The 16,340-nt window shown below is 72.1% G+C and carries 14 protein-coding genes and 3 pseudogenes; 12 read left to right on the plus strand and 5 right to left on the minus strand.

Going from position 1 to position 16,340, the window contains the following annotated elements:
- Nucleotides 1–162 precede the first annotated feature (162 nt).
- The 3 genes and pseudogenes from GXP76_RS09205 to GXP76_RS09215 all read left to right on the plus strand — a co-directional run.
- Nucleotides 163–264, plus strand: a pseudogene (locus GXP76_RS09205) (GlcNAc-PI de-N-acetylase); the annotation flags it as partial.
- Between the two features lie 225 nt (nucleotides 265–489).
- Entirely contained in the window at nucleotides 490–1,362 is an 873-nt protein-coding gene (locus tag GXP76_RS09210; RefSeq protein ID WP_242570948.1) for a hypothetical protein, read from the plus strand.
- A gap of 111 nt (nucleotides 1,363–1,473) precedes the next feature.
- Nucleotides 1,474–3,633, plus strand: coding sequence for a bifunctional serine/threonine-protein kinase/ABC transporter substrate-binding protein (locus GXP76_RS09215; protein WP_242570949.1), 2,160 nt, complete (start codon nucleotides 1,474–1,476; stop codon nucleotides 3,631–3,633).
- Nucleotides 3,634–3,773: 140 nt separating this feature from the next.
- Here the strand turns inward: GXP76_RS09215 and GXP76_RS09220 are convergent, their stop codons facing one another.
- Nucleotides 3,774–3,977 (minus strand): hypothetical protein, encoded by a 204-nt coding sequence (locus GXP76_RS09220; RefSeq protein WP_242570950.1) that lies wholly within the window; start codon nucleotides 3,975–3,977, stop codon nucleotides 3,774–3,776.
- Nucleotides 3,978–3,993: 16 nt separating this feature from the next.
- Between GXP76_RS09220 and GXP76_RS09225 the strand changes: the two are divergent.
- Nucleotides 3,994–4,515: pseudogene (locus GXP76_RS09225) on the plus strand (hypothetical protein); the annotation flags it as partial.
- Here the strand turns inward: GXP76_RS09225 and cutA are convergent.
- Nucleotides 4,512–4,850, minus strand: a complete 339-nt coding sequence (cutA, locus tag GXP76_RS09230) for a divalent-cation tolerance protein CutA (RefSeq protein ID WP_242570951.1) — start codon at nucleotides 4,848–4,850, stop codon at nucleotides 4,512–4,514. The pseudogene GXP76_RS09225 and the gene cutA overlap by 4 nt on opposite strands.
- A 120-nt stretch (nucleotides 4,851–4,970) precedes the next feature.
- On the minus strand, nucleotides 4,971–5,615 hold the full coding sequence (locus tag GXP76_RS09235; protein WP_277993178.1) for an NADPH-dependent FMN reductase: 645 nt from the start codon (nucleotides 5,613–5,615) through the stop codon (nucleotides 4,971–4,973).
- A 53-nt stretch (nucleotides 5,616–5,668) separates the two neighbouring features.
- Between GXP76_RS09235 and soxR the strand changes: the two genes are divergently transcribed.
- From soxR to GXP76_RS09255, 4 genes and pseudogenes are all read left to right on the plus strand, one after another.
- On the plus strand, nucleotides 5,669–6,124 hold the full coding sequence (soxR, locus tag GXP76_RS09240; protein ID WP_242570953.1) for a redox-sensitive transcriptional activator SoxR: 456 nt from the start codon (nucleotides 5,669–5,671) through the stop codon (nucleotides 6,122–6,124).
- Nucleotides 6,125–6,143: 19 nt separating this feature from the next.
- Nucleotides 6,144–6,916: pseudogene (locus GXP76_RS09245) on the plus strand (aminotransferase class IV).
- Between the two features lie 236 nt (nucleotides 6,917–7,152).
- The gene (locus GXP76_RS09250) at nucleotides 7,153–7,674 is read left to right on the plus strand and encodes a hypothetical protein (RefSeq protein ID WP_242570954.1); all 522 of its coding nucleotides are present in this window, start codon (nucleotides 7,153–7,155) and stop codon (nucleotides 7,672–7,674) included.
- Nucleotides 7,675–7,816: 142 nt separating this feature from the next.
- Nucleotides 7,817–8,434 carry a class F sortase gene (locus GXP76_RS09255; protein ID WP_242570955.1) on the plus strand — a complete coding sequence of 206 codons (618 nt, stop codon included), beginning with the start codon at nucleotides 7,817–7,819 and terminating at the stop codon, nucleotides 8,432–8,434.
- 27 nt (nucleotides 8,435–8,461) lie between these two features.
- Here GXP76_RS09255 and GXP76_RS09260 read toward each other — a convergent pair whose 3' ends face one another.
- Nucleotides 8,462–9,241, minus strand: coding sequence for a TSUP family transporter (locus tag GXP76_RS09260; RefSeq protein ID WP_242570956.1), 780 nt, complete (start codon nucleotides 9,239–9,241; stop codon nucleotides 8,462–8,464).
- A 203-nt stretch (nucleotides 9,242–9,444) separates the two neighbouring features.
- Here GXP76_RS09260 and GXP76_RS09265 point away from each other — a divergent pair, with 203 nt between their 5' ends.
- From GXP76_RS09265 to GXP76_RS09280, 4 genes are all read left to right on the plus strand, one after another.
- Complete coding sequence (locus GXP76_RS09265; protein ID WP_242570957.1) at nucleotides 9,445–10,791, plus strand: NAD(P)/FAD-dependent oxidoreductase; 1,347 nt, start codon at nucleotides 9,445–9,447, stop codon at nucleotides 10,789–10,791.
- A 1-nt stretch (nucleotide 10,792) separates the two neighbouring features.
- The gene (gene nirB / locus GXP76_RS09270) at nucleotides 10,793–13,336 is read left to right on the plus strand and encodes a nitrite reductase large subunit NirB (protein ID WP_242570958.1); all 2,544 of its coding nucleotides are present in this window, start codon (nucleotides 10,793–10,795) and stop codon (nucleotides 13,334–13,336) included.
- Nucleotides 13,337–13,347: 11 nt separating this feature from the next.
- Nucleotides 13,348–13,728, plus strand: coding sequence for a nitrite reductase small subunit NirD (nirD, locus tag GXP76_RS09275; RefSeq protein WP_242570992.1), 381 nt, complete (start codon nucleotides 13,348–13,350; stop codon nucleotides 13,726–13,728).
- Between the two features lie 131 nt (nucleotides 13,729–13,859).
- Nucleotides 13,860–15,020 carry an alkaline phosphatase PhoX gene (locus GXP76_RS09280; protein ID WP_242570959.1) on the plus strand — a complete coding sequence of 387 codons (1,161 nt, stop codon included), beginning with the start codon at nucleotides 13,860–13,862 and terminating at the stop codon, nucleotides 15,018–15,020.
- On the opposite strand, the gene GXP76_RS09285 is transcribed toward GXP76_RS09280, so the two are convergent.
- Entirely contained in the window at nucleotides 14,986–16,032 is a 1,047-nt protein-coding gene (locus tag GXP76_RS09285) for a helix-turn-helix transcriptional regulator (RefSeq protein ID WP_242570960.1), read from the minus strand. The two genes, GXP76_RS09280 and GXP76_RS09285, sit on opposite strands and share 35 nt — an antisense overlap.
- Nucleotides 16,033–16,340 lie beyond the last annotated feature (308 nt).

A 16,340-nucleotide genomic window follows, 5' to 3' on the forward strand; every position in this document is an offset into this window, starting at 1 on the left:
CCGCCCGGCTGCGTATCAACGCCCCGACAGAAGCGGCTTCCTGAGCGTCGTCGAGACTGTCCGGCCGTGCAGTCACGCATTCGACTCGCACCCGTAGAGCTCGGCAGCGTGCGGGCAGGCTTCGCCCGCCGAGATGTACGGCACGCGGTGGAACGGCGCTGTCAGAAGTTCGGTGAGCTGATGGGCACGGAGACCTTCGTACGCGTCCGGGACACCACCGGCGCGGCCGTCCCCGAGAACGATCTCTTCGCCGGACTGCGTTGACCCACCCGCTTGAGGCGCGTGGTCGTGCCGGGTCCGTGCGACGGACTGGAAGCCCGGGTGCGCATGACCCGGTGAGCAAAACCGGTGCGCATGAGTGGGGGCACTCGGGCGGCCTGGGGACATCTGCCGTCGGGATCTGAGTATCCGCCCCCGGGCTCCGGGGCCGTCCCCCGCCTAGTATCGCCACGCGCCGCTTACGAGGCGCGGGACAACGGGGGGCAAACCATGACGCGTAGCCACATAGCGCGCAGATCCACCAAGATCACGACGAGGGCGGCCGCCGCCGTGCTGGCCGTCGCCGTCCTGGCCGGCTGTGGCGAGGGGGGTTCCGCCACGGGGAAGACCGGCACGGACGGCAAGCGGTCCGCGAGCACCGATGCCGAGGGGTCGGCGAAGGGGGGCAGCGATCCGGGGGCGAGCGGCGGGCCCGGCCCCAGTCCTTCGGCGGACCCGGACAAGGGCGGCGACGCGTACGACTTCACGCCCAGCCCGGAGGAGGTCCCCAAGAACGTCGCGCAGGCCCGGGAGTTGACCCGGAACGCCTCGTTGGAACCGGCGGACTGGACACCCGGGATGGTGAAGCACGAACCGTACGAGACGGCCGGCACCTGGCCGGTTCTCGCCGATTCCTGCGTCTGGTCGCGTGGTCGGCTGCCGGGGCACGTCCTGGACAGCTACGGGCGCCGGATCGACGTGCCGGCGAAGGACGGCAAGGGCCGGGTGCAGGGTTCGGTGACGGTGACGGTCCACCGGACGGTCAAGGACGCCGACCGGGAGATGAAGGACACGGTCCAGGAGAGCTTCCGCTGTCCGGGGCAGGAACTCGGCGGTGGGCAGCGGCTGGACGGTCTGATGTCGATGCATCTGGACCAGAAGGAGGTCAAGAACGCGGACGCCACCCTGTTCGAGGCGGGCAAGTTCACCGGCCCCGGTTCGGGCGGAAAGCAGGAGTACGTGTGGACGAAGTCCCGTATCGGTACGGTGACGACCGCCGTCGCGGTCAAGGGAGCGGAGGGGTACGGGACTTCGGACCTCATCCGGCTGGCGGCCGAGGCGGGCGCGAAGGTGCTGTACCGGGTCGAGAAGGAGTTGACGTGATGTACCCCTCTCGCATTACAGCCTGGAGAAGTTGACTGATCGTCAGCTGATGTACCGCCAGTTGATCCGCCGCCAGATGACCGCACTCAGACCTCCGGGACGTCACCGCTGATGGAACCGCTCCACTCCGCCGATCCGGCCCGTATCGCCGGTTACCGCGTCCTCGGCCGGCTCGGCGCCGGCGGGATGGGCGTGGTTCTGCTGGGCCGCTCGCAGCGCGGCGTGCTCGTCGCGATCAAGCTGATCCGGGCCGAGTACGCCGACGACGCGGGCTTCCGCACCCGGTTCCGCCGCGAGGTGTCGATCGCCCGGCAGGTCCGTAACCGCTGGGCGGTGCCCGTGGTGGACGCGGACACGGAGGCGGCGGCTCCGTGGCTGGCGACCGAGTTCGTGCCCGGACCCGCGCTGAGCGACGCGATCGGGCCAGGGGCGCCCTTCCCCGAGCACAGTGTGCGGGCTCTCGGCGGAATGCTCGCCGAGGCCCTGGAGGCGGTGCACGCGGCGGGGATGGTGCACCGGGACGTCAAGCCGGGCAACATCCTGCTCGGCCTGGACGGGCCCCGGCTGATCGACTTCGGTATCGCCCGCGCCCTGGACGACACCGTCCTCACCGCGACCGGCACGGTGGTCGGCTCCCCCGGCTTCCTCTCCCCGGAGCAGGCCCAGGGCCGCCGGATCGGCCCGCCGAGCGACATCTTCTCGCTGGGCTGCGTGCTGGCGTACGCGGCGACCGGCCGCCGCCCGTTCGGCAGTGGGCCGGTCGACGCGATGCTGTTCCGTACGGTGTACGACCCGCCGGACCTGGACGGGGTGCCCCCGGCTCTGCTGCCCGTCGTCCAGGCGTGTCTGTCCAAGGAGGCGGAGTCCCGGCCGACGGCGGCGCGGATACGGACGGAGTGGGCGCAGGACGCGGCCGGACAGAGCTGGCTGCCCGCCCCGGTGACCCATCTGATCGCGTCGCGTTCCGCGGAGATGCTGAGCCTGCCGGACATCGAGTCGACGCAGTTCGTCACCGGTCAGGGCGGTGCGGACGCGGACACCCGGCCCGCGGTCCCGCCGTCCTCCCCCGCGCCCGGCCGGCGCCGCTTCCTGACGTATCTGGCGGCGGGCGGCGCGGTCCTCGCGGCGGGCGGGGCGACGACCGCGTGGCTCGCGAACGCGGGGGACGGCGGCGGCACCGGCACCGGTGGGGACGGCAAGGCCGAGCCGCGCCCGGTGCTGGGCATCGGAGTGCAGGCGGATCTGAGCGGCGAGCTGAGCGCGCAGGGCAAGGCCCAGAACCAAGGGGCACAGCTCGCGGTCGATGCGCACAACGCCCGCGAGGACGCCCCGTTCACGCTGAAGCTGACCACGCTGGACGACGGGGGTGACGAGACGAAGGCCCTCGCCGCCGCCCGCCGCTTCACGGAGGACGCCTCGGTGGTCGCCGTCCTCGGCGCGACGAGCACGGCCGCGGCAGGCGCGGTGCTGAGCGCGTACGACGAGGCTGCTCTGTCGGTGATCAGCGTGACGGACGGGGACACCCGGCACATCAACCGCGTGTTCCTGTGCGCCCGGCCGAACAACGCGATGCAGATGGTCCCCGTCTCCGCTTATCTGGGCGTCCACGACCTGGACGACATCGCCCTCGTCGACAACGAGACCGAGTACAGCCGCCAGGTCACCCGCTTCCTCGGCGAGGGCCTGCGCACCGGCGGCGACCGGAACGTCCTCGCCGAGACCCTGCCGCTGGGCGGCGACAACTACGCTTCCTTCGCACGGCAGTTGGCGGTGAAGCGGCCTGGTGCCGTGGTTCACGGCGGCGACTGGCAGGACGTCGCCCGCTTCGCCCGCGCGCTCGCGGAGACCGACTACCGGGGCCCGAAGATCGCCACCCAGGCCGCGTACGATCCGCGTTTCCTGCGTGAGGCGGGCGACGCGGGGGACGACTGGCTGATCGTGTCCACGGCGGTCGACCCGTCGTCCGTACGGTCGGCGGGCGCCTTCGGGAAGGAGTTCCGCGCCCGCTTCGACGCCGCTCCGCCTCCGTTCGCCGCCGAGGCGTACGACGCGGTCCGGCTGGTCGCCGCGTGCGTCGAGGGCCTGGGCCGGGAGAACGTCTCGCGCGAGGACTTGGTGCCGGTGCTGCGGACGACGACGTTCAAGGGGGTGTCGAAGCCGTACGCCTTCGACAAGGAGAACGGCTGGTACACGGGCGACCAGGGCGTCTTCTTCTACCGGGCGGAGGGCGGCCGGTTCCGCTTCCTGGACACGGACCCCGCGAAGGTCTGAGAAGTCTCGGCGGGGCGGCGGAACGGCCAGGCGGGCGCCCCGGCAGACCCCAAACCCCCGCGCGTAAGAAACACCTCGCCCGTCCTGCTTCGATGCGAAGAGAGACGGGCGGGACAGCGGTCGTGCTCGTTCGGGGCAGGCTATTTCAGCGCGTACGCCGCGGCCTGGGCGAGGGTGCTCGCCGCGTCGGAGCGCTGGGCCTTGGTCGACTTCTTGTCGGCCAGCACCTTCGCGGCGGAGGTGAGCGTCTTCTTGCCAGGCCTGCGCTTCGTGGCGGGCGGAGACTGCGACAGGGCACTGGCCGCGGCCTTCTTCTTGGCCTTGGAGCGGCTCTTGGCCCGCACCGTCCTGCCCGCACACACGACGCCGCACCGGACCCCGGCCGACATCGAGGCCCGAGTGTGTGACCTGCGCCAGGCCCGCGAACTGGGCCCCGCGAGGATCGGCCCCATACTCCGCCTCCCGGCCTCGACCGTGCACCGGATCCCGACCCGCCACCGGCTCAACCGCCTGACCTGGATAGACCGTCCGACCGGCACCGTAATCCGCCGCTACGAACGCGAGAAGCCCGGCGAACTCATATATGTGGATGTGAAGAAGCTCGGCCGGATACCCGACGGCGGCGGCCACAGGACCCTGGGCCGCGACGCCGGCCGCCCGATCCGCGGCATGGGATTCGACTACGTCCACTCCGCCGTCGACGACCATTCCCGTCTCGCCTACAGCGAGATTCACCCCGACGAGAAGGTCACGACCTGCGCCGGATTCCTCACCCGCGCGGCAGCCTTCCTCCACACCTACAACCACCACCGCAGCCACACCGCACTCGCAGGCCACCCACCCATCACCCGTGTCAACAACCCTGCGGGTCAATACACCTAGGCGGTGCCGCCCGGCGTCGTCTCGTCCGCCAGCCAGGCCAGGTACGGCGCGTTGCCCCGTACCACCGGAATCGCGAGGATCTCCGGCGTGTCGTAGTCGTGCGCCGCCGTCAGGTGCGCCTCCAGCGCCTCGTAACGGGCGGCGGTCGTCTTGAGGAGCACCTGCCACTCCTCCGCCGTCTCGATCGCGCCCTGCCAGTGGTAGACGGAGGTGACGGGCGCCGAGATCTGCGCGCACGCGGCGAGCCGCGCCTCCACCGCGCCCCGGGCCAGGGCCTCCGCCTTCGCGGCGCTGTCGGTGGTGGTCAGTACGGTCAGGAAACCGGCACCGGTCATACGCGTCACTCCTTCGGTCGGTCCGCCGCCCCGGCCTGCGGGGAGTAGCGGCGGGCACGGGCGCCCCGGGCTCCGGGAGTTCGCCGGGGGCGCCCCGTTCCACGATAGAGCGCGCCCCGGTCACCCGGCGTACGCGCGGGCGGATTTGGCGTCCCGGAGGGCCAGGCCCCACCAGGCGATCTGGTCGAGCATCGCGGTGGCGGCGGCGTCGGCGCCCTGCGGGTCCCGGTGCCGGCCCTCGTCGTCGAAGAGCGCGCCGGCGTTGTGGAAGGAGACGGTGTCGCGTACGGCGACGGCATGCAGTTCGGCGAAGACCTGGCGCAGATGCTCGACGGCGCGCAGGCCGCCGGAGATGCCTCCGTAGGAGACGAACCCGACGGGCTTGGTCCGCCACTCGTCGAAGTGCCAGTCGATCAGGGCCTTGAGGGACGCCGGATAGGAGTGGTTGTACTCGGGGGTGACGATCACGAAGGCGTCGGCCCCGGCCAGCCGGTGGGTGACCTTGCCGAGCTGGCCCCGGACCGAGACGGGCGGGCTGAAGGAGAGCGCCGTCGGCAGATCGGTGTCGGCGAGGTCGATCAGGTCGACGGTGAAATCGGTGCGCCCGGTGGCACGGGAGACGAACCAGTCGGAGACGACGGGCCCGAACCGTCCCTCACGGTTGCTGGCCATGATGACGGCGAGCCGGAGAGGCGTCTGGGGAGCCGGAGTCCGGGGAAAGTGCGGAGTTGTTCCGGTGGCTGAATCATTCGTGGTGATGTCCATGGGGACGAGCGTGATACCTGAACCTTGGTTCAGGTCAAGCTACTCTGAGCCGTATGACGCAACTCGCCTGGAACGCCAAGGAAGCCACGGTCGGCGAGCTGGCCGAACGCAGCGGTGTCGCCCCCTCCGCCCTGCGCTTCTACGAGCGCGAGGGGCTGATCACCAGCCGCCGCACCACCGGCAACCAGCGGCGCTACACCCGTGACACCCTCCGGCGTGTCGCCTTCATCCGCACCTCGCAGCGGCTCGGCATCCCGCTCGCCCTGATCCGCGACGTGCTGGGGCTGCTGCCGGAGGACCGTACGCCCACCAGGGAGGACTGGGCCCGGATCTCCGAGTGCTGGCGCGACGACCTGAACATCCGGATCCGCACCCTCCAGCGGCTGCGCGACAACCTCGCCGACTGCATCGGCTGCGGCTGCCTCTCGCTGGACCGCTGCGTCCTGTCCAACCCCGGCGACGAACTGGCCGCCCACGGCCCCGGACCCCGCAGGCTGATCGAGGACTGACCCGTCCTACCGTGGGCCCATGGCACCCACTGACGCTGTCCAGGTCATCGAGATCAACGGCGAGCCCGCCACGGGGACCACGCTCCGTGTCCCGGCACTCAGCGCCTACGGGCACTTCACCGCCATGCAGGTCAGGGGCGGCCGGGTGCGCGGACTGGAGCTGCATCTCGCCCGCCTCGACTCGGCGACCCGGGAGCTGTTCGGCGCGGGCCTGGCCGGGGAGCGCGTACGGGAACTGCTGCGGCACGCGCTGCGTGACGTGTCCGACGCGTCGGCCCGCGTGTACGCGCACTGGCCGGAGGGCGACGAGGAGGCGCGGGTGATGATCACCGTCAGGCCGCCGGCGACCAAGTCCGGCCGGCCGCACGGCCTGATGTCGGTGCCGTTCGCCCGCGAGGTGCCGCACATCAAGCACCTGGGCGGTTTCGGGCAGACGTACCACCTGCTGCGGGCCGAGCGCGCCGGGTTCGACGAGGCGCTGCTGACCGCGCCCGGCGGGCTGGTGACGGAGGGAGCCGTCACCAACATCGCGTTCTGGGACGGCACGCACGTGGTCTGGCCGCAGGCGCCGTCGCTGCTGGGGATCACCATGGCGCTCCTTGAGCCGCGGCTGCCCTCCGTACGGCGACCGGTGACGCTGGCCGATCTGCCCTCGTACGCGTCGCCTTCCTCACCAACTCGCAGGGCATCGCGCCGGTGGACCGGATCGACGACGTGCGGTTCACGGTCGACGCGGAGCTGATGGGGAGGGTGGCGGCGGCGTACGAAGCGGTGGAGTGGGACGTCGTCTGAGCCGTCCCGAGCCGCTGCCCCGGCGGAGCGCCTCCGCCGGGGCTCACCCGTTCGGCACGACAGGGCATCCGGCGCGTCACCCGCCCGATCACACCTCGCTGACCTGCGGGAACGCCAACCGGCAAGGGGGACACGCCGTGGCGAACCGATCAATCTGATTCCCCATCAGCAGGCGAGCGCGCCGGGCTGCGCCTTATCTCGGAAGGGACGAGAACCGCGCCGCCACGGAGGAACCCATGCGCACCACCGCCCGCCTGCTGACCGGTACCGCGCTGGCGGCCGCCTCGCTCGGGGTGTCTCTCGCGGCCTCCACCGCCGCGTTCGCGGGCGAGCGGGGTGAGCTGGACCTGTTCCCCTCGACGGCCGAGCCGGGCGAGACCGTCACGGTCAACACCACCGCGTGCGGCAAGGACGGGCACGGCAAGGGGGACGCCGGTTCCCTGGGCGCGGGCGAGTTCCGTCTGCGGCCGGGCGACCACAAGGACAACGTCGTCGGCCGGTTCCGGGTGCCCGAGCACACCCGGGCGGGCAGCTATGACATCTCCGTACGCTGCGACAACGGCCGGGAGGCGCGTGGCGACCTGCGGGTCGGGCACCACCGCGAGCATCAGCCGTCCGGGCATGTACGGACCGGGGTCGGCGGCAGCGTCGGACCCGACACCACCCAGATCGCGGCGGGGGCGGTCATTCTGGCCACCGCCGCCGTCGGCGGGGCCTGCCTCCTGCGTCGTCGGGCGAGCGGCGCGCAGGGCGGCTGACGGGGCGGGGCCCGTCCTTCGGACCGGGCTCCGGCGGCCTCCACCGCCCCCGTACCGCCGTGACCCCCGCCCCCGTCACGCTCATCGGCGCCGGGGGCGGGGGAACAACTTCGGGAGGACCCATGACCGCTGAGGCCGGCCGATGAACGTCAAGGGCAAGGCCTGGCTGGTGGCCGGCGCCGTGTGCGCCGGCGTGTGGCTCGTGCAGAACGGCTCGCGGACCGTCACCCCGCCGATCCCGTCGGCCGCCCAGGCGTTCGCCGCCGGGCCGGGTTTCCACACGGACGCCGCCGCCGACCCGATGCCCGCGTCGCGGCCCGTACGGCTGCGGATACCCGGGATAGGTGTCGACGCCCCCGTCACCCGGCTCGGTCTGGCGAAGGACGGCAGTCTCGACGTCCCGCCTGCCGGGAAGGGCGATGTCGCGGGCTGGTTCAAGGACGGCACCACCCCGGGCGCCAAGGGCACGGCGATCGTCGCGGGCCATGTGGACAACGCGCGCGGTCCGGCCGTCTTCTACAGCCTGGGCACGCTGGAGAAGGGCCAGCGGATCGAGGTCACCCGTGAGGACCGGCGGACCGCCGTGTTCACGGTCGACGCCGTGGAGGTCTACGACAACGCCGACTTCCCCGACCAGAAGGTCTACGGGAAGAAGGACCGGGCCGAACTGCGGGTGATCACCTGCGGTGGCGGATTCTCCGAGAAGACCGGCTACCGGGGCAACGTCGTGACGTACGCGCACCTCATCGGCGTCCGGTGATCCACCAGGGGGCGAACCGGCGGCTGTTCAGGCCGTCCACTGGTCGAACGCGAGCTTCGCGACCAGCGAGAACACCACGACGAGCAGTACCCCGCGGACGAACTCACTGCCCTTCCTGAGCGCCGTCCGCGCGCCGAACATGCCGCCCGCCAGGTTGAACACCGCCATCAGCGCGGCCAGTTGCCACAACACGGTGCCCTGGTACGCGAACATCGCGAGCGCCCCGCCGTTGGTGCAGACGTTGACGATCTTCGCGGTCGCCGACGCCGTCACCAGGTCCAGGTGCAGTACGGCGGTCAGCGCCAGTACGAGGAACGTGCCCGTGCCGGGACCGAACAGCCCGTCGTAGAAGCCGATACCGCCGCCGACGAGGACGATCGCGGTGACGTGCCGGCCCCGGGAGACCGGCCCGCCCGCCTGCGCCCTGCCGAAGGCGGGCCGCAGCATCACGAAGGCCGCGACCCCGAGCAGCACCACCATGATCACGGGGCGCAGGACGTCGCTGCTGATCCCGGCGGCGAAGAACGCCCCCGCCATCGACCCGGCGAGCGCCATGAGCCCGATCCGTACGGCGCTCCTCACGTCCACGGGCGCCTTGCGCACATAGGTGACGGCGGCGCCGGTGGTGCCGACGATCGCCACGGCCTTGTTCGTACCGAGGATGTGGGCCGCCGGGACGTTCGGCAGACCGAGCAACAGCGCGGGCAGGAGCAGCAGTCCGCCCCCGCCCACCACGGCGTCGATCCAGCCGGCGGCGGCTGCCGCGAGGCAGAGGACGACGATCATGGTCAGGGATATCTCGGGCATGATCGCGAGCCTATGGGACGACCGGATGGCCCTCACACGGATTCGGGGTGAGGTGGGACACGCCGCCGCGCGCTCGCGCCGGTGCCCCCGCGACCAGGCAGGACGCGGCCTCACACCCCGTGCCGGCGCACGCTGAGCGCAGCGTTCCGAGCGGGAAACAGTGGTGGTGCCGCCGGGTAACACCGGCCGAGCAGTCTGCGGACATGGCAGCTGACGGCAGGGCGACGGAGATCGTGGTGATCGGCGGGGGCACGGCCGGCGTACGGCTGGCCCAGCGCCTCGCCGCCACCGGTGCCGCCCCCGGCACCGGCACCGCGACGGCCGTCACCCTGCTCGGCGAGGAACCGCACGCCCCGTACAACCGGGTCCTGCTCGGCGAGGTGCTAGCCGGGCGGTACGGACCCGATGTCATCTCCCTGCCGCCGGCGCCCGGCACCGTACGGCGCGGTGTCCGGGCGGTCCGGATCGACCGCGCCGACCGGCTGGTGCGGTGCGACGACGGCAGCGTGGTCCCGTACGACCGGCTGGTCCTCGCGACCGGCTCGAACCCCGTCCTGCCGGCCCTGCGCGGGCTCCGGCGGCCGGACCAGGACGGTCTGCCGGCCGGGGTGCACTCCTTCCGGACCATGGACGACTGCCTCGCGCTGTCGTCGGCGGTACGGCCGGGTACCCGCGCCGTCGTCATCGGCGGCGGGCTCCTCGGGGTCTCGGCGGCCCGCGCGCTCGCGGAGCGCGGCGCCCAGGTGGTGCTCGCCCAGCAGGGCGAATACCTGATGGAGCGTCAACTCGACCGCTCGGGTTCGCTGTTGCTCAGGGCCCATCTGGAGTCGTGGGGCGTGGAGGTCCACACGGAGTGCCGCGTACGGGGACTCGTGCTCGACGGGACCGAGAGCGGCCCCGGCTCCGGTCACGGCAACGGCAACGGCCGGCCGGCCGCCGTCGAACTCGCAGACGGCTTCCGGCTCGACGCCGAACTCACCGTCCTGGCCTGCGGCGTACGGCCCCGCACCGGACTCGCCCGCGAGGCCGGGCTCGACGTCCGGCGCGGCATCGTCGTGGACGACGAGCTGAGGACGTCGGACCCGTACATCCACGCGATCGGGGACTGCGCGGAACACGGGGAGCGGCTCTACGGTCTCGCCGGGGCCGCCATCGAGCAGGCCGACGCGCTGGCCCGGTCGCTCACGGCCGGCCCGGCCGGGGCCCCGGCCGCGCGCTACACCGGCACCCGCGTCCTCACCCGGCTCACCCTCGCCGCCCTCGGCGGCCCCACCCCCCAAGTGCCGCCCGCCAAACAGCCGTCCGGACCGCTCGATCTCGCCGCGTTCGGCGAGACGACACCCCTGCCCGGCGACGACGTCGTCCAGCTCACCGACGCCACCCGCGGTGCCTACCGCAAGGTCGTCGTCCGGGGCGACCGTCTCGTCGGCGGCGTGCTCCTCGGCGATCTGACCACGATCGGCGCGCTCGCCCGTACCTGGGAGGACGACGAACCGCTGCCGCCCACCACCCCGCTGCTCCACCTGCTCACTCCCGACGGAGGCTCCTGAGATGCCCGACACAACGTCCCGCCCCACCATCGTGGTCGTCGGCCACGGCATGGTCGGCCAGCGGTTCCTCGAAGCCCTCGCCGAGCGCGGCACCACCGGCCGGGCCCGGGTCGTGGTGCTCTGCGAGGAGCCGCGACCCGCCTACGACCGGGTACGGCTCAGCTCGTACTTCGACGGCCGCACCCCCGACGAACTCTCCCTGGTCGAGCCGGACTTCATGGACAGGCACGGGATCGAGCTGCTTCTGGACGACCCGGCCGAGACCGTCGACCGCGCGGCGCGCACGGTCACCTCGCGCGCCGGGCTGACCTTCACCTACGACACGCTCGTGCTGGCCACCGGCTCCTACCCCTTCGTACCGCCCGTGCCGGGCAGGGACGCCACCGGCTGCTTCGTCTACCGCACGATCGAGGACCTGCTGGCGATCGAGGAGTACGCGAAGACCGCCCGCACCGGCGCCGTGGTGGGCGGCGGGCTGCTCGGCCTGGAGGCGGCCGGCGCGTTGAAGGGGCTCGAACTCGACACGCACGTCGTGGAGTTCGCACCCCGGCTGATGCCCGTCCAGGTGGACGACGGCGGAGGAGCCGCGCTGCTGCGCACCATCGAGGACATGGGACTGACGGTCCACACGGGCGTCGGCACGCAGGAGGTGACCACCGACGAGCGGGGCGCCGTCAACGGCATGACGCTGTCGGACGGTTCGGTTCTCGCGACCGATCTCGTCGTCTTCTCGGCGGGTATCAGGCCCCGTGACCGGCTCGCGCGCGACGCGGGGCTCCGGGTCGGCGAGCGCGGCGGTGTCGCGGTGGACGAGCGGTGCCGTACGTCGGATCCGCGGATCTTCGCGATCGGCGAGTGCGCGCTCGCGGCGGACGGACGGGTGTACGGGCTGGTGGCGCCGGGCTACGAGATGGCGCGGACGGCGGCGGACGCGATCGCCGAAGTCACGGAGAACGCGAACGAGTTCACCGGCGCCGACCTGTCCACGAAGCTCAAACTGCTCGGGGTGGACGTCGCCTCCTTCGGCGACGCCCACGGCGCCGCCCCCGGCTGTCTCGACGTCGTGTACGCGGACTCCCGCTCCGGCGTCTACAAGAAGGTCGTCGTCGGCCCGGACGGCGCGCTGCTCGGGGGTGTGCTGGTCGGTGACGCCGACGCGTACGGCATGCTGCGCCCGCTGACCGGTTCCGTGCCGCCCGTACCGCCGGAACAGCTCGTCCTGCCGCCGGGGGTCGGGGCGCCGGCAGCGCTCGGTCCGGGCTCGCTGCCGGACACCGCGGTGGTCTGCAGCTGTCACAACGTGACGAAGGGCGCGATCGCCGCGTGCGCGACGCTTCCGGAGGTGAAGAAGTGCACCAGGGCCGGTACGGGCTGCGGCAGTTGCCTGAAGGTGATCGGCCAGCTCCTGCCCGCGTCCGGCGACAGCGGGCTCTGCGGCTGCTTCAAGCACACACGCGGCGAGCTGTACGAGATCGTGCGGACCCTGCGCGTGACGTCGTACGCCTCGCTGCTGGACTCGCACGGCCGCGAGGGCGCGCGCGGCGGTGACGGCTGCGAGGTCTGCAAGCCGACGGTCGCCTCGATCATCGCCTCCCTCGCGCCGACCCTGGGGCTGAGCGGTCATGTCCTGGACGGCGAACAGGCCGCGCTCCAGGACACCAACGACCACTTCCTGGCCAACTTGCAGCGCAATGGCTCGTACTCGATCGTGCCGCGCATCCCGGGCGGCGAGATCACGCCGGAGAAACTGATCGTGATCGGTGAGGTGGCACGGGACTTCGGGCTCTACACGAAGATCACGGGCGGTCAGCGCATCGACCTCTTCGGTGCGCGGGTCGACCAACTGCCTCGGATCTGGGACCGGTTGGTCCGGGCGGGCTTCGAGTCCGGGCACGCGTACGGGAAGGCGCTGCGGACGGTGAAGTCGTGCGTCGGCCAGACCTGGTGCCGCTACGGGGTGCAGGACTCGGTGAAGATGGCCATCGATCTGGAGCTGCGCTACCGGGGGCTGCGCGCGCCGCACAAGCTCAAGTCGGCGGTCTCGGGCTGCGCCCGGGAGTGCGCCGAGGCGCGCGGCAAGGACTTCGGGATCATCGCGACGGCGGAGGGCTGGAATCTCTACGTCGGCGGCAACGGCGGAGCCGAGCCGCGCCACGCGGACCTGCTGGCGCGGGATCTGGACGACGAGTCGCTGGTGCGGCTGATCGACCGCTTCCTGATGTTCTACATCCGCACCGCCGACCGGCTGGAGCGCACGTCGGCGTGGCTGGGCCGGATCGAGGGCGGTCTCGACCACGTGCGGGACGTCGTCGTCCACGACTCGCTGGGTCTGTGCGGCGAGTTGGAGAAGCTGATGGCCGACCATGTGGCGGGCTACCGCGACGAGTGGGCCGAGACGCTGGACGACCCGGAGCGGCTGCGCCGCTTCGTCTCCTTCGTCAACGCGCCGGACGCGCCGGATCCGACGGTGCGGTTCGTGCCGGAGCGCGACCAGGTGAAGCCGGATCTGACATTTCTGACCCTGGAAGGGGTGACAGCCCGATGAGCACGCACACGATGAGTCCCGTGACTCCCACGAGCCCGCCGGACCTGACGGCCGGCCTGGTGGGGGCGACCCTGCAACTGCGCCTCGGCGGGGCCTGGTTCCCGGTCTGCGACCGGTCCGCGCTCATCGCGGGCCGGGGCGTGGCCGCGCTGCTGCCGGACGGCCGGCAGGTGGCGCTCTTCATGGACCGGGCGGGCCGTACGTACGCGATCGACAACCGCGACCCGTACTCCGGCGCCCAGGTGCTGTCGCGCGGGCTGACCGGCACCCAGGACGGCCGTGCGTTCGTGGCGTCGCCGCTGCTGAAGCAGCGTTTCGACCTGGAGACGGGGCGCTGTCTGGACGACGACTCGGTGACGGTGACGGTCTACGCCACCCGCGTCACATCCTGAGCGCCCCGCACCGCCACCGGGTCCAGAACTCACCGGCAGTCACCTCCGTGTTCAGCCGGTGGCCATCGGGCCGCTCTATGTTTCTCGCTGCACGCGACCGCACATCCACCCCACCCCCATGGAGCGGCCCAGTGGAACGTCGCAATTTTCTGCGTGGAGCGATCGTCACCGGCTCCGCCGCCGCACTCGGCGGCACACTCTGGCGCGGCGCAGCGTACGCCGACCCCGCGCAGCCCGGCGCGGGACCGTACGGCGCGCTCGTCCCGGCCGACGGCAACAACATCCGGCTGCCCGCCGGATTCACCAGCCGGGTGGTCGCCCGGTCCGGGCAGACCGTCCCCGGCACGTCGTACACCTGGCACAACGCCCCTGACGGCGGCGCCTGTTACGCCGACGGCGGCGGCTGGATCTATGTCTCGAACTCGGAGATCAACCCCTCCGGCGGTGCGGGCGCGATCCGGTTCTCCGCGGCCGGCGCGATCACCGGCGCGTACCGGATCCTCTCCGGCACCCGGCAGAACTGCGCGGGCGGCAGCACGCCGTGGAACACCTGGCTGTCCTGCGAGGAGGTGGACCGCGGGTATGTGTACGAGACCGACCCGTGGGGCGTCGACGCGGCGGTACGGCGCGACGCGATGGGCCGCTTCAAGCACGAGGCCGCCGCGGCCGACCCGGTGCGCCGGGTGATCTATCTGACCGAGGACGAGTCGAACGGGTGCTTCTACCGTTTCACTCCCACCACGTGGGGCGATCTCTCCTCGGGCACCCTCCAGGTGCTGCGGGCGGGCACCGCCACCTCGGGCTCCTTCACCTGGGCGACGGTGCCGGACCCGGACGGCTCGCCGACCCTCACCCGTGACCAGGTCTCGGGCGCCAAGCGGTTCAACGGCGGCGAGGGCTGCTACTACGCGGACGGCTCGGTGTGGTTCACCACGAAGGGCGACAACCGGGTCTGGCGGGTCGATCCGGCGGCGTCCACCTACGAGTTGACGTACGACGACTCGCTCGTCACCGGCGGCGGCGCCCCCCTGACCGGCGTCGACAACGTCACCGGCTCGTCGTCCGGTGATCTCTTCGTCGCGGAGGACGGCGGGAACCTGGAGATCTGCGTGATCACGCCGGACGACGTCGTCGCGCCGTTCCTGCGCGTCGGCGGGCAGTCCGGCTCAGAGATCACCGGTCCGGCGTTCTCGCCGGACGGCTCGCGGCTGTACTTCTCCAGCCAGCGCGGCACGAGCGGCAGTTCGTCGGGCGGCATCACGTACGAGGTGACGGGGCCGTTCCGGACGTAGCCCCGGTCCGCCGGATCCGTCCGTGCCCCGGCACACCCTGGGCGCCGCCGTTCAGCAGGGCGGCGCCCAGTGGGGTCAGCGTGTGCAGGACGGCGTTGCCGTGGCGCAGGGTCACCACCAGCCCCGCCTCGCGCAGGACGGACGCGTGCTGGCTGGCCGAGGCGAGCGACACCCCTGCCCTGCGGGCGAGTTCGCTGGTGGTCGTGCCGTGCTCGATGGCGCTCAGCACGGCCGAGCGCGTACGGCCCACCAGCCGGCCGAGGGAGGGCCCCGCCCCGCCGCCACGGCCGGCGGCGGCCGGCGCGTCCACCTGGGTGACGGGGTAGACCAGGACCGGCGGCAGTGTCGGATCGCGGTAGACGACCGGTGTCCCCCGGCAGAAGAAGGACGGCTGGAGCAGCAGGCCCCGCCCGTCGAGGAAGAGTTCGCGGTCCACCGGATAGTCGGCCTCCAGGACCGGCGCGCGCCAGCGGATCATCGGCGGGAGCGTGGCGAGCAGTTCGTCGGCGCCGCCGTCGAGCAGCGCCCGGCCCCGCACGACGCGGTCGGCCTCGGCGCGTGCCCGGATGTGCGGCCAGTACGGCTCCACGGCCGCCCGGTGGTAGGCGCGCAGCGCGTCGGCGAGCCGGCCCAGGTCGGCCGGGTCGTCCTCTGAGAGCACGCCGGCCCTGGCGGGGAGGGCGGGCGGTCCGGAACCGAGCAGGGCCAGTTCCGTGCGGAGCTGCTCGCCCGGTGTCGCGCGCAGCGCTTCCAGCCCCTGCGCCAGCCCGAAGCGGCCCTGCGGGGGTGTCAGGAAGTCCGGGAAATAGCCGCGCCGCGGCACCAGCGCCCCGAGCAGACGCGTTTCACCTTTCAACCTCACGCGTGTTTCCGTGCGCCATTCCCCGAAAGCGGGCGCGCCCCGCCGGTCCCGCAATCGGTGAAAGCTGAGAATCGATTCCCACAGCGGGTCGGGACCGGCGGCCGTCCGGACCGCGCCGAGGTCTCTCCCCGTAAAGTGAATTCGCAGCACTTATCCCCCACTTGTTGCCTCTGTTGCGTCCGCAATCGCCCCCAGCGATGAGTATGCATGCCATCACAGGCCGTCACCACGGAGTTTCAGCCACAGTTGAAACGCGTCGCGCGCATTGGGTGCGAAACGAAAGGCTGTACCAGGTCAGGCGCGAAACCCGAGCCACCGAAAGGCGACTGAAGACCGTGGGGGGCTTTGCTCGCCAGGCGGCGGTCGGTGAGGGTTGCGGCTCCGTGCCCGGCCGGTGAATGGGGTGCGGCCGGTGGGTGGGGATCCACCGGCCGCACCCCGATTTGTTTCCGCGCCGC

It is taken from the genome of Streptomyces sp. NP-1717 (genome assembly GCF_022695985.1).
In the GTDB taxonomy this organism is placed as follows: domain Bacteria; phylum Actinomycetota; class Actinomycetes; order Streptomycetales; family Streptomycetaceae; genus Streptomyces.

Excerpts from the sequence above, each read along its gene's own strand:
- GXP76_RS09210 (WP_242570948.1), top strand. The coding sequence starts at position 490 with ATGACGCGTAGCCACATAGCGCGCAGATCCACCAAGATCACGACGAGG.
- GXP76_RS09215 (WP_242570949.1), top strand. The coding sequence starts at position 1,474 with ATGGAACCGCTCCACTCCGCCGATCCGGCCCGTATCGCCGGTTACCGC.
- cutA (WP_242570951.1), bottom strand. The coding sequence starts at position 4,850 with ATGACCGGTGCCGGTTTCCTGACCGTACTGACCACCACCGACAGCGCC.
- GXP76_RS09235 (WP_277993178.1), bottom strand. The coding sequence starts at position 5,615 with ATGGACATCACCACGAATGATTCAGCCACCGGAACAACTCCGCACTTT.
- soxR (WP_242570953.1), top strand. The coding sequence starts at position 5,669 with ATGACGCAACTCGCCTGGAACGCCAAGGAAGCCACGGTCGGCGAGCTG.
- GXP76_RS09250 (WP_242570954.1), top strand. The coding sequence starts at position 7,153 with ATGCGCACCACCGCCCGCCTGCTGACCGGTACCGCGCTGGCGGCCGCC.
- GXP76_RS09255 (WP_242570955.1), top strand. The coding sequence starts at position 7,817 with ATGAACGTCAAGGGCAAGGCCTGGCTGGTGGCCGGCGCCGTGTGCGCC.
- GXP76_RS09260 (WP_242570956.1), bottom strand. The coding sequence starts at position 9,241 with ATGCCCGAGATATCCCTGACCATGATCGTCGTCCTCTGCCTCGCGGCA.
- GXP76_RS09265 (WP_242570957.1), top strand. The coding sequence starts at position 9,445 with ATGGCAGCTGACGGCAGGGCGACGGAGATCGTGGTGATCGGCGGGGGC.
- nirB (WP_242570958.1), top strand. The coding sequence starts at position 10,793 with ATGCCCGACACAACGTCCCGCCCCACCATCGTGGTCGTCGGCCACGGC.
- nirD (WP_242570992.1), top strand. The coding sequence starts at position 13,348 with ATGAGTCCCGTGACTCCCACGAGCCCGCCGGACCTGACGGCCGGCCTG.